Source organism: Actinoallomurus acaciae (assembly GCF_042429965.1).
Classification (GTDB): domain Bacteria; phylum Actinomycetota; class Actinomycetes; order Streptosporangiales; family Streptosporangiaceae; genus Actinoallomurus; species Actinoallomurus acaciae.
In genome coordinates, this window is record NZ_JBHLZP010000275.1 from 1 (window position 1) to 10,810 (window position 10,810).

14 protein-coding genes are annotated in these 10,810 nt (G+C 72.7%); 6 read left to right on the top strand and 8 right to left on the bottom strand.

Annotated elements, in window-relative coordinates; all coding sequences use genetic code 11:
• On the bottom strand, window positions 1–502 hold a 502-nt coding region (locus ACFFNX_RS30015; RefSeq protein ID WP_378209233.1), incomplete at its 3' end, for a DoxX family protein.
• A gap of 230 nt (window positions 503–732) precedes the next feature.
• Here ACFFNX_RS30015 and rnhB point away from each other — a divergent pair.
• Window positions 733–1,443, top strand: coding sequence for a ribonuclease HII (gene rnhB / locus ACFFNX_RS30020; RefSeq protein WP_378209242.1), 711 nt, complete (start codon window positions 733–735; stop codon window positions 1,441–1,443).
• A gap of 27 nt (window positions 1,444–1,470) precedes the next feature.
• Here rnhB and ACFFNX_RS30025 read toward each other — a convergent pair whose 3' ends face one another.
• A complete protein-coding gene (locus ACFFNX_RS30025) occupies window positions 1,471–2,076 on the bottom strand; it encodes a response regulator (RefSeq protein ID WP_378209234.1) in 606 nt (201 codons plus the stop codon).
• Window positions 2,073–3,287 carry a sensor histidine kinase gene (locus ACFFNX_RS30030; RefSeq protein WP_378209235.1) on the bottom strand — a complete coding sequence of 405 codons (1,215 nt, stop codon included), beginning with the start codon at window positions 3,285–3,287 and terminating at the stop codon, window positions 2,073–2,075. Before ACFFNX_RS30030 ends, ACFFNX_RS30025 begins: the two co-directional genes overlap by 4 nt.
• Window positions 3,288–3,404: 117 nt before the next feature.
• On the opposite strand from ACFFNX_RS30030, the gene ACFFNX_RS30035 reads away from it, so the two are divergent.
• The 3 genes from ACFFNX_RS30035 (at window position 3,405) to ACFFNX_RS30045 (ending at window position 7,284) form a co-directional block, all read left to right on the top strand.
• Entirely contained in the window at window positions 3,405–4,103 is a 699-nt protein-coding gene (locus ACFFNX_RS30035; protein WP_378209243.1) for a sugar isomerase domain-containing protein, read from the top strand.
• A 38-nt stretch (window positions 4,104–4,141) separates the two neighbouring features.
• A complete protein-coding gene (locus ACFFNX_RS30040; RefSeq protein ID WP_378209236.1) occupies window positions 4,142–4,774 on the top strand; it encodes an HhH-GDP family DNA glycosylase in 633 nt (210 codons plus the stop codon).
• A 128-nt stretch (window positions 4,775–4,902) separates the two neighbouring features.
• Window positions 4,903–7,284 (top strand): AAA family ATPase, encoded by a 2,382-nt coding sequence (locus ACFFNX_RS30045; protein ID WP_378209237.1) that lies wholly within the window; start codon window positions 4,903–4,905, stop codon window positions 7,282–7,284.
• A 12-nt stretch (window positions 7,285–7,296) separates the two neighbouring features.
• Here ACFFNX_RS30045 and ACFFNX_RS30050 read toward each other — a convergent pair whose 3' ends face one another.
• Entirely contained in the window at window positions 7,297–8,136 is an 840-nt protein-coding gene (locus ACFFNX_RS30050) for an NAD(P)H-binding protein (RefSeq protein ID WP_378209238.1), read from the bottom strand.
• A 13-nt stretch (window positions 8,137–8,149) separates the two neighbouring features.
• Entirely contained in the window at window positions 8,150–8,776 is a 627-nt protein-coding gene (locus tag ACFFNX_RS30055; protein ID WP_378209239.1) for a TetR/AcrR family transcriptional regulator, read from the bottom strand.
• A 195-nt stretch (window positions 8,777–8,971) separates the two neighbouring features.
• On the opposite strand from ACFFNX_RS30055, the gene ACFFNX_RS30060 reads away from it, so the two are divergent.
• A complete protein-coding gene (locus ACFFNX_RS30060) occupies window positions 8,972–9,583 on the top strand; it encodes a hypothetical protein (protein WP_378209240.1) in 612 nt (203 codons plus the stop codon).
• Between the two features lie 7 nt (window positions 9,584–9,590).
• Here the strand turns inward: ACFFNX_RS30060 and ACFFNX_RS30065 are convergent, their stop codons facing one another.
• Together ACFFNX_RS30065 and ACFFNX_RS30070 are read right to left on the bottom strand one after the other, a co-directional pair.
• Window positions 9,591–9,752: an ArsR/SmtB family transcription factor gene (locus ACFFNX_RS30065; protein WP_378209244.1), complete on the bottom strand. Its 162-nt coding sequence runs from the start codon at window positions 9,750–9,752 to the stop codon at window positions 9,591–9,593.
• On the bottom strand, window positions 9,677–10,081 hold the full coding sequence (locus ACFFNX_RS30070) for a hypothetical protein (RefSeq protein WP_378209245.1): 405 nt from the start codon (window positions 10,079–10,081) through the stop codon (window positions 9,677–9,679). Before ACFFNX_RS30070 ends, ACFFNX_RS30065 begins: the two co-directional genes overlap by 76 nt.
• Window positions 10,082–10,212: 131 nt before the next feature.
• Here ACFFNX_RS30070 and ACFFNX_RS30075 point away from each other — a divergent pair, with 131 nt between their 5' ends.
• A complete protein-coding gene (locus tag ACFFNX_RS30075; protein ID WP_378209246.1) occupies window positions 10,213–10,416 on the top strand; it encodes a hypothetical protein in 204 nt (67 codons plus the stop codon).
• Window positions 10,417–10,515: 99 nt separating this feature from the next.
• On the opposite strand, the gene ACFFNX_RS30080 is transcribed toward ACFFNX_RS30075, so the two are convergent.
• Window positions 10,516–10,810: ADP-ribosylglycohydrolase family protein (locus ACFFNX_RS30080; protein ID WP_378209241.1), on the bottom strand; the 295-nt coding region annotated here is incomplete at its 5' end.

The following is a 10,810-nucleotide window of genomic DNA, read 5'->3' on the forward strand; positions in this document are numbered from 1 at the left end:
CGGCGGGCGGCTCCTCCGACGTGCCGGGCACCGGACGCCAGGGCGGCGGCGCCTCATCGTCCTCGTCCGCCGCCGTGCGGCTCCGCCCGCCGAACAGCCGCTGGTCCAGCGCGATGCGCCCGCCTCCGCCGGCCGCGAACACCAGCGCCGCCAGGCCGAGGATGATGACCAGCTCGAAGCCGTTCTGGACCTTCCCGTTGTCCACCAGGAAGATGCCGTGCTTGGCGTGCACGAAGATCAGCGCGCCCGCCATGTCGAGGAAGAGCAGCGTCCCGGCGACCGGCAGCGCGACGCCGAGGATCAGCGCCGCGCCGCCCAGCAGCTCGACGAACGTCGAGTAGACCGCCGCGGCGGTCGGAAACGGGGCGCCCATCGCGTCGAGGTTCCGCCCGGTGGCGGTCACTCCCACTTGGATCTTCTGCCACCCATGGGCCAGGAACACGGTGCCGACACCACATCGGGCGAGCAGCGCGACGACGTCGTATATCGGCCGATTACGCATGACAATCCTTCCTGCGGACGTATCCGTCAGATCATCCGCTCTTCACTGATTCGGCGTCCACTCGGTCAGGTCCGCCGTTGCCCGATCGTGAAACTGCGCGCTCGGAGCCACGGCGAGCGGGGCGCCACGCCGTCGTGAGACGGCGAACGCGGCCCGTGAACCTGCCATCATGACCGAGCGAAACGAGGGAATTGGTCACTCTCTCCGACGAAGGAGGATCCATGACCGCCATGCGAACCGAGGACACGCCTGCCCCGAGCGGCCCCGGCTATGCCGTCGAGGAGCAGTTGACCGCCGCCGGGGCCGCATGCGTCGCGGGCGTCGACGAGGTCGGCCGGGGCGCCTGGGCCGGGCCGGTCGTCGTCTGCGCGGCCGTCACCCGCATGGACACCCCGCCGGAGGGCCTCACCGACTCCAAGATGCTCACGCCGCGCCGCCGGGCCGCGATCGCGGAGGTTCTCGAGGACTGGCTGGCCGCGTACGCGTTCGGCGCCGCCGGCCCGGAGGAGATCGACGACGTGGGCATGACCGAGGCGCTGCGCCGGGCGGCCGTACGCGCGCTCGAGGCGCTGCCCGAGCGCCCGGACGCGGTGATCCTCGACGGCGCGCACAACTTCCTCGGCGAGCGGGCGGCCGCGGACGGGCGGGCGTGGCCGGTCCGCACCGAGATCAAGGCCGACCTGCGGTCGGTGTCGGTCGCGGCGGCGTCCGTGCTGGCCAAGGTGCACCGCGACACGCTGATGGCGGAACTGGGCGGCCATGAGGAGTACGGCTTCGCGGACAACGCCGGGTACCCCTCGCCCGTGCACCAGGACGCGCTCCGGCGGCTCGGGCCCACGCCGCACCACCGGCTGTCCTGGTCCTACCTCGACGACCTGCCCGAGTGGCGGCACCTGCGCAAGCACCGGCCCGAGATCGAGGGACAGCTCTCCTTGATCTGACGATTCTCCCCGGTACGTCGCGGTATGTCAGAGCCAGCCGTTGTGGCGCGCGGCGCGTACGGCCTCGATCCGGTTGCGCGCGCCGGTCTTGCCGATCGCCGCGGACAGATAGTTGCGGACCGTGCTCTCCGACAGGTGCAGGCGCCCGGCGATGTCGGCGATGGTGGACCCGTCGACCGCGGCGGTCAGCACGTCGCGCTCACGGCTGGTGAGCGGGTTCGGGCCCGCGCTCAGCGCGGCCGTGGCCAGCTCCGGGTCGACCACGCGCTCGCCCGCGAGCACCCGGCGGATGGCGCGGGCGAGATCCTCCACCGGGCCGTCCTTGACGAGAAAGCCGCTCGCGCCCGCCTCCATCGCGCGCCGTAGGTAGCCGGGGCGGCCGAACGTCGTGACGATGAGGATCTTGCAGTCGGGCAGTTCGGCATGCAGGTCGGCGGCGGCGTCCAGGCCGCTGCGGCCGGGCATCTCGATGTCGAGGACGGCGACGTCGGGGCGGACCTCACGTGCGGTGGGCACGATCCGGTCGCCGGTGGAGACCTGGCCGACGACCTCGAAGTCCTCCTCGAGGCCGAGCAGCAGCGCCAGCGCGCCGCGCATCATGCCCTGGTCCTCGGCCAGCAACACCTTGATCAAGAAACGTCCCCCTTCTCCGGGAGCGTGTTCAACGGGACCGTCACCGTGAGCACGTACCCACCGAGCTCGTCCGGACCGGCCTGGAGCCGTCCGCCGGCGCCGCCGACGCGTTCGGTGAGCCCGCGCAGGCCGTTGCCCAGCACGGGGGATCCGCCGCGGCCGTCGTCGCGGATCGACAGCACGGCGGTGTCCCCACGGCCGCGCACCGAGATCTCGCAGGTGCCGGCGCCACTGTGGCGGATGACGTTGGTGACGCCCTCGCGGACCGCCCAGCCGAGCAGCGAACCGGTCTCCTGCGGGAGCGGCGTGCCCTCCTGGCGGACGGTCGGCTCGATGCCCGCGTCGCGCAGCGCCGTACGGGCGCCGTCGAGCTCGGCGGCGAGTCCCTGGCCGCGGTAGCCGCTCACGGCGAGGCGCACCTGCCGGAGAGCGTCCCGGCCGATCGTCTCGATGTCGGCCGCCTGGTCCGCCGCCAGGGCGGGGTCGCGCGGCATCAGTTTGCGCACGGCCTGCGCCTTGATCACGATCAGCGAGAGCGTGTGCCCGAGCAGGTCGTGCAGGTCGCGGGCGAACCGGAGCCGTTCTTCGGACACGGCCGTCCGGGCCAGCTCCTCGCGGGTCTCGCGGAGCTCGCGGATCGCGCCGAACAGCAGCAGGATGATCGAGACGATGAAGCCGGAGATCAGCGTGCTGTACCAGACGGTGAAGGCGTCCCCGGCCGACGCGCCGCGCAGCCAGGTCGCCACGCCGCCCAGCACGGACAGCGCCCCGACCACGACCGGCGGCCACGGACGCCGCGCCCACGGCACCACGACGCCGCAGGCCATCGCGGCCACGGGGAACAGCATGGCCATGCCGTGCCCGAACCAGCCGTTCATCACGAACGCGTCCGCGATCAGCGCCACCAGCAGGCCGGACGCCAGCCGGTCGCCCCGCCCGCGGTGGAAGCCGAGCCAGATCGCCGCCAGGACCAGACCGACGAACAGCCCCAGCAGGGGCGCGGACACCCAGACCGGCCGTGCCCGCCCGTGCGCGACATTCGACACGGCGCCGAGCCCGACCAGCAGCCACGGGTAGATCCCGAACGGGCCGGGCCCGTCGTCGATCCGCCCGGCGAAGCCCGAACCACGGCGGTCGGCTCCCTCACCGCCGCACGCCGCGTCGTCCTCCCGCGCGTCCGCCCCGCTCGGCGCCTCGTCACTGTCGGCCACGGGCAAACCCTAAGGGCACGGCGGACCGGTCGGACATGGCCGTCGATCCACTTTTCGGCGGGACAAATGTCCTGGATGCGGCCAACGCATCCTGGTAGACCGATCTTCGTGAACTGGATGCGCGAACACCTCGACCGCGTCGAGCGGCACAACGCCGACGCACTCGACCAGGCGGCCGAGATCCTCCTCTCCGCCGTGACCGGCGGCGGCCTCGTCTACGCCGGCGGGTCCGGCCACTCGCTCGCGATGGTGCTCGAGGGCTTCTTCCGCGCCGGCGGCCTGGCCTGCGTCCATCCGCTGTACGTGCCGGAGATCTCGCCGCTGCACGGCGCGTGGCCCGCGACCGAGGCCGAGCGCCGGTCCGGCCTGGCCGCGCCGATCATGGAGACGGCCGCGCCGCGGCCCGGCGACGTCGTGGTGATCTTCTCCAACAGCGGCGCGAACCCCTTCCCGGTCGAGCTGGCCCGCGCCGCCCGCTCGTACGGCCTGCCGGTGGTCGCGTTCGTGTCCGGCCCCTCGATGGCGGCGGCGCCCGCGCGCGCCGGCGTGAAGCTCGGCGAGGTCGCCGACCTGGTCATCGACACGCTCGTCCCGCCCGGCGACGCGTCCTACCCGGCCGACGCGCCGCGTACGGCGGCCCTGTCGTCGCTGGCCTGCGTCTACCTGTGGAACCTGGTGCTGGCGCGGATGGCCGACCGGGCGGAGCTGCCGCTGTGGGCGAGCGCCAACGTTCCCGGCGGCGACGAGCGCAACGCCGAGCTGCTCGACCGCTACTCCGTACGCGTCCCCGCACTTAGACGCTCCTTCACGGGGTAAGGAAATGCGTACCTGCCCGCCATAAGTGGAGGTGGCCCATGGACAAGACGACCAAGACGTTGCTCTCCGAAGCGGGCCATACCTACGCGGAGGACGCCGGAATCACCCTCAAGGACCAACCGGCGGCCCTTTTCAAGCTCCTGGTTCTGGCGAATCTGCTCAGCACCCGGATCAGCGCCGACATCGCGGTGGCGGCGGCGCACGAGCTGTTCGAGGCCGGCGGCGGGACGCCGCGCGGCCTGGCGAGGCTCGGCTGGCAGGAGCGCGTCGACGCGCTGGGCCGCGCGCACTATGTGCGCTACGACGAGAGCACCGCGACCCGGCTCGGCGACATGGCCGAGAAGGTGATGGAGGACTACGGCGGTGACCTGCGCAGGCTGCCGCAGGAGGTCGGGCGGGACGCCGGGCGGGCACGGGAGGCCCTCCAGGAGTTCCCTGGCATCGGCCCGGTCGGAGCCGACATCTTCTGCCGCGAGGCGCAGGCGGTGTGGCCGTGGCTGCGCCCGGCCTTCGACGCGGTCGCGCTCAAGGGCGCCGACCGCCTCGGCCTGCCCACCGACCCCAAACGTCTCGCCGAACTCGTCAGCGACCGGGAACTCGCCCGTCTCGCGTCCGCCCTCGTCCGGGTCGCCAAGGACAAAAAACTGGCCGATCGGCTGGTCGGAGCCTGACCCGGTCCCCGAATCCCGCGTATTGTCGCCGGACGGTAACCGTCTTGATTGGGGCACGCCAGACAATAGGTTCTGCCATTACACGGTGAACCTGCGCTATACACGTCTGCAGGCGTGAGGGGAGGGCGATGCGACCGTTCGGCAGATCCCGATCGCACCCGCAGATCGCGCGCGATGTGTTCGAACGCGCACGCTGGCGTTATTTCCAGGTTCAGGCGGGTGTGCGACGGCTGACGTTTCTCGTGCTCGTCGTCGGTGCGGCGGCGGTCGCCGTCGTCACCGGCTGGCCGCTGCTCACGACGGTCGTCTTCGCGGCCACGATCCTGCTCGTCATCGACTTCACCCTACGCTCGCCCAGCGGCATGGCGACGGCGTTCGTCGTCATCTGCTGGCTGGCCGCGGTCCTCCCGGTCAGCCGCCTCTACCCGCCCGGCGGCCACGAGGCGGTCTTCCTGGCCGCCCTCGGGCTCCCGGTCGCCTTCCTCGCCCACCGCATCCGCGCGTACGCCCCGTGGCGCACCGCCCTGGCCGCCTTCGCCCTGGCCGGCATCGTGGCCGCCGCCCTCGCGCATCCCTTCCCCGGGCTGAACGCCGCGCCCGCGTGGGCGACCGCGCTGTTCGTGCTGTGCTACCGCTGGTGGCAGGCCCGCCGCATCGTGCCGGCCGAGGCCTACGACACCGGCTGGGCGCAGGAGGACTACCAGGAGCCGGAGGAGTACACCCCTCCCGCTCGCGGGCGTGCCGTCGAGGAGGTCCCGCAGATCTCGGTGAACGAGGCGCTCGCCGAGCTGGAGGGCATGATCGGCCTGGAGCCGGTGAAGCGGCAGGTCCGCGCCATCGCGGCGTCGATCGAGGCGGCGCGGATGCGCGCGGAGGCCGGCTTCGCCGCCGAGAAGCCGATGCGGCACTTCGTGTTCGTCGGCCCGTCGGGCACCGGCAAGACCACCGTGGCCCGCGTCGTCGCCAAGATCTTCTATGCCTTCGCGCTGCTGCCGACGCCCGAGGTCGTCGAGGCGCAGCGCGCCGACCTCGTCGGCGAGTACCTGGGCGCCACCGCCATCAAGACGAATGACCTGGTCGACCGGGCGCTCGGCGGCGTCCTGTTCATCGACGAGGCGTACGGCCTGGTCAACGCCACCGACGGGCAGCCCGACCGGTTCGGCAACGAGGCGGTGCAGACCCTGTTGAAGCGGGCCGAGGACGACCGCGAGAACGTCGTGATCATCCTGGCCGGCTACGAGGACGAGATGGCCACGCTTCTGTCCTCCAACCCGGGTCTGGCCTCCCGGTTCGGCACGCGGGTGAGCTTCCCCCGGTACGAGCCGTCCGAGCTCCTTCAGATCGCCGAATACCACGCCGCGCTGCGCGGCGACCGGCTCGGCCCGGACGCGGCGCCCACGCTCTGGGCGCGCTTTGAGGAGGTCAGTCGGCGTGGCATCGTCGACGAGCTGGGCAACGGCCGCTTCGTCCGCTCCCTGATCGAGGGGGCGGCGCGCGCCCGCGACGTGCGGATCGTCGGCGGCGGCTGGCGGCACGGGGCGCGGAGCGCGAAAGAGATGCCCGAGCCGACGCCCGACGAGCTCGTCACGATCGGCGCGGCCGACATCGAGCTGGCGTTCGCCGAGGTGACCGAGCGCTATCGCGGCTACGCCGAGACGCCGACGCTGGAGGAGGCGCTCGCGGGCCTCGACGCGATGATCGGCCTCGAACCGGTGAAACGGCAGGTCCACGCCATCACGGCCCAGCTGCGCGTGGCGCAGCTCCGCCAGGAGCAGGGCCTGGCCACCCATCCGCCGATGCGCCACTTCGTCTTCGCCGGGCCGCCCGGCACCGGCAAGACCACGGTCGCCCGCGTGCTCGGCCGCATCTTCGCGGCCCTGGGCCTGCTCGCCCGGCCCGAGGTGGTCGAGGCGCAGCGCGCCGACCTGGTGGGCGAGCACCTGGGCTCGACGGCGCTGAAGACCAACAAGGTGATCGACTCGGCGCTGGGCGGCGTGCTGTTCATCGATGAGGCGTACTCCCTGGTCAACCCCGGCTATGCCGGAGGCGACGCGTTCGGCGTCGAGGCCGTGCAGACGCTGCTGAAGCGGGCCGAGGACGACCGCGACCGGCTGGTCGTGATCCTGGCCGGCTACGACGCCGACATGGACCGGTTCCTGCGCTCCAACCCCGGCCTCGCCTCGCGATTCTCCGAACGGGTCGCGTTCCCCTCCTACACGCCCGACGAACTGCTGGAGATCGCGGTGAGCCTCGCGGCCTCGGCCGGCGACTCGTGGGACGAGGCCGCGCTCGACGACCTCGCCGGCGTCTTCCAGCGGGTACGCGGGCAGGGCCGCATCGACGAGCTGGGCAACGGCCGCTTCGTGCGCTCGCTGTACGAGAAGGCGTGCGGGTTCCGCGACCTGCGGATCGCCTCGCTCGGCTCGGACGCCACCACCGCCGACCTGACCACGCTGACCGGCGAGGACGTCCGCTCGGCGTACGCGGAGTTCGCCCAGCGCCGCGCCTGACGGAGCGGTGTGTCAGCGAAAGTCGCCGGCGTGGTCCTTCGCCCATTGGGCGTAGGTGCGCACGGGACGGCCGGTGACCTCCGCGACGGTCGTCGAGGTCTCGGCCGGCGTGCCGTCGCGGGCCGCCCATTGGCGCAGGAAGGTCTCGACGCCGATCGGGGGGATGGTCCTGCCCAGCTCGGTCCGCGCCTCCTCGACGGAGACCACGTCGAGTCGGATCTCGCGGCCGATGGCGTCGCCGATGTGCTCGACCTGCCGCCGCAGGGTGAGCGACTCCGGCCCGTACACGGTGTAGGCCTGCCGCCGGTGGCCGGATCCGGTCAACGCGGTCACCGCGAGCGCGGCCATGTCCTTCTCGTGGACGGGCGCGGTCTGCGCGTCCGGATACGGCGTACGGACGACGCCCTCGGCACGGATCGGCGTCCGCCACCACCACAGTGTGTTCGTGGCGAACATCCCCGGGCGGATGAACGTCCAGTCGATGCCGGACCGCTCGATCGCCACCTCGACGGCCCGATGCCGCCGGGCGATCGGGTTGTGCTCCGCGTCGGCGGCCACGACCGCCGCCGACGACAGCAGCACCAGGTGCCGGACGCCCGCCGACCGGGCGGCCTCGACGAAGCCCTGAATGCCATCCGGTTTGGCGTAGAGGAAGACCTTCTCGGCGCCCTCCAGGGTGGCGGGCAGCGTCTCCGGACGCTCGAGGTCGGCGGCCACGACCTCCAGCCGTGGCGAGAGACCGGGCGCCTCGGGCGTCCGGCTGGTCGCCCGCACCCGCTCGCCCGCGGCGAGCAGACCGTCGGCGACATGCCGGCCGACGTTTCCCCGGGCACCGAAAACCACTGTGACCATCGCCTGAACCTCCCTAGTCCCCGGCCGGGCCGAGGAGCTTGACCAGCTGGTCGTGGAGCCGGTGCCGGATCGACGGCGCCAGTGGGTCGTCGCCGAAGATGTCCCGTACGAACTGCGGCATCGTGATCGGTGAGAGGACCACGGCGTAGGCGACCAGGAGCGCGAAGCCGGGATCGACCTCCCCGGTGACCTCGCCGTCCCGCTGGCGCCGGCGGATGCTCTCCAGCGCCTTCGCCGTCGTGGACCGCCGGGTCTGCGCGAACCGCTCGCCCTCCTCGGCGTCGGTGAACGGGCAGTCGCCCAGCGCCTGCCAGACCACGAGCCGGGCCCAGTCGGGATGGTCGAGGATCGCGTCCAGGTACGCGGCGACCGATTCCCCGAACGAGGCGTCCGGGCGCACCATCGAGGACTCGGCCTGCTGCCGGCGGCGGCGCAACTCCTCGAGCAGGCCCTGCTTGCCGCCGAAGTAGTACGAGATCAGCTGCTGGTTCACACCCGCACGCGCGGCGATGCCGGCGGTGCGGGCACCGGCGTACCCCTTGGCGCCGAACTCGGCCACGGCGGCATCGAGAATCCGCTCCCGCGCCCGTTCGGCCGTCTTCCCGCGGTCCTCGGCCGACGGCGCCCTCCGTGTCGACATGCCGGCGAGGATAGTCAATCAATCAGTTGGGTGACAACCGTCAACCAGATGAATGAAGCGGCGATGGAAGAGTGGTTTGTCCGACTGATGGGCTCTCAGGGAGGGTAGGGAACGCTTCGCCGGTTCTCCCCAGGTTCCGGTGCCCGGGGCCCACGTGGCCACGGGGCGTCCGGATGGTGATCAAGGAGTGGTGAGGTGCTGCACGCCTTCGTCTACAACGACACAGCGATCCTGGTCCGGCACTGGTTCGAGGTGAGCCTCAAGGACAGCCACCTCGAACACGGCGTGCGGCTGGAGCTGCGGTTGCGTGAGCCGCAGCCGCTCCGTGGCAGCGAGTCCGCGGCGCAGCGGATCGCGGTCGACCGGCCGGTCTGGCGTGCCGACCTCTTCGACCGCGTCGACGGCACGCCGGGAGCGTTCGAGGCCGCGCACTTCCACCCCCGCTTCGACGGCGACGAGCCGTGCGGGCGCAACTGGGCCGACGAGATCAAGGCCACGCCGTGGGACTGGCTGCACGGCGAACTGTCCGACATCGGCGCCGTCGCCGAGCGGGCGGGTGTGCCGCTGGCGGACTCGGCCGCCGCCGACATCGAGCAGGTCGGCGCGGACGCACCGGAGATCGTCGCGGTGGCGCAGAGCCGCGCGGCGACCCACTGCGACTCGGCGCGCCAGTGCTACGCCTGGACCCGGGACGCCGCGCCGCTCGTCCACCTCATGCTCGGCGACTTGCGGCAGCCCGACCTGCTCGACCGCGAGCGGGCAGCGCCGTGGCTGGAATCGAGGCCGCAGGAGACCACCGCCTCGTAGCCGGGGTTCACCTGGCGAGGAGGCGGGAGCCCAGCTCGCTGCGGGCGTACAGGACGCGTGCGCGGGTGACGAGCCCGGCGCCGTGCAGGACGCTCAGGTGCCGGGAGACCGCTCCGGGAGTGACGCCGAGCCGTTCGGCCAGGTCCAGCGTCGAGGCCGGTCCGGGCAGCCGAGCAGCGCCGCCTTGCGGCGGCCGATGAGCGCGACGATCGCCTCGCCGCCCGTCGGCGGCTCGGTCTCCCAGAGCGTCGCGGTGCCGCGCGCGGGACAGGCCGGTGAGGGCGGCTCGTCCGCGCTGATCGGCGGCACCGTGCTCCGGACGAACAGGCACGGCATCAGGCACAGGCCGTGGCCGGTGACGTCGATCCGGTAGTCGATCGCGGGTACGTCCAGGCGCCATCGCATGGCCGGGTGGAGGTCGGTGAACAGCGGCCGGGCGCCGCCACGGGTGAGCTGCCGGGCCCGGTAGAGCATGTCGGCCTTCAGCACCCCGCGCATGCGCGTCCAGTCCGGGGCCGGCGCCGCCTCCCGGTACTCCCGGAGCAGGGCGACGAGCCGGTCGCGGAGCCGCGCCGGCTCGTCCAGCCGCAGGGCCGGGGGGCACCGGACGGCCCGCGTGGGCGCTCCGGATGTCGGCGGCGACCTTCTCCGGCGGCGTCCGGCGTACGATCTCCAGCTCCTCCTCGAAGTCCGGCACCGGGACCTCGGGCCGGGGCGTGAGGAAGTCCGGCCCCCAGCGCCGTACGCCGACGAGCGAGGTCGGCCGCCGCATGTCGAGGTGGGCCACGTCCTTCTCGACCCGGCGCCACCAGGGCATCTGCAACACGAAGTAGGTCGGCGGCAGCAGAGTGCGCAGACTCATCAGGGGAGACACGGCGAACCGCATGCCGACGAGGTCCTCGACGTCCAGGTCCGGCTCGATCAGGGCACGCTCATCCCGGCCCACCGGCGGCGGGAGAGAGCCAGCCGGGCAGCGGCTCGCGGGCGTCGCGCCAGGCGCGTGGCACGCCCTCCGCCCCGGTGTGGGCGGCCACGATGCCGCCCGTGATGGCGGCGGTCGTGTCGATGTCCCCGCCGACGGCGACGCAGTCGCGTACGGCTCGCTCGTAGTCGCCGAGGTGGCGCGCGGCGACCCAGACGCAGAAGGGAACCGTGTCCTGCGCCAGCACGCGGGCGCCGTTGCCGAGCTCGTACGCGGCCTCCTCGCGCGTACGGTCGAGCAGGCCG

Coding starts and splice junctions, on each gene's coding strand:
- rnhB (WP_378209242.1), top strand. CDS start 733: ATGCGAACCGAGGACACGCCTGCCCCGAGCGGCCCCGGCTATGCCGTC.
- ACFFNX_RS30035 (WP_378209243.1), top strand. CDS start 3,405: ATGCGCGAACACCTCGACCGCGTCGAGCGGCACAACGCCGACGCACTC.
- ACFFNX_RS30040 (WP_378209236.1), top strand. CDS start 4,142: ATGGACAAGACGACCAAGACGTTGCTCTCCGAAGCGGGCCATACCTAC.
- ACFFNX_RS30045 (WP_378209237.1), top strand. CDS start 4,903: ATGCGACCGTTCGGCAGATCCCGATCGCACCCGCAGATCGCGCGCGAT.
- ACFFNX_RS30050 (WP_378209238.1), bottom strand. CDS start 8,136: ATGGTCACAGTGGTTTTCGGTGCCCGGGGAAACGTCGGCCGGCATGTC.
- ACFFNX_RS30055 (WP_378209239.1), bottom strand. CDS start 8,776: ATGTCGACACGGAGGGCGCCGTCGGCCGAGGACCGCGGGAAGACGGCC.
- ACFFNX_RS30070 (WP_378209245.1), bottom strand. CDS start 10,081: ATGCGCGGGGTGCTGAAGGCCGACATGCTCTACCGGGCCCGGCAGCTC.
- ACFFNX_RS30075 (WP_378209246.1), top strand. CDS start 10,213: ATGTCGGCGGCGACCTTCTCCGGCGGCGTCCGGCGTACGATCTCCAGC.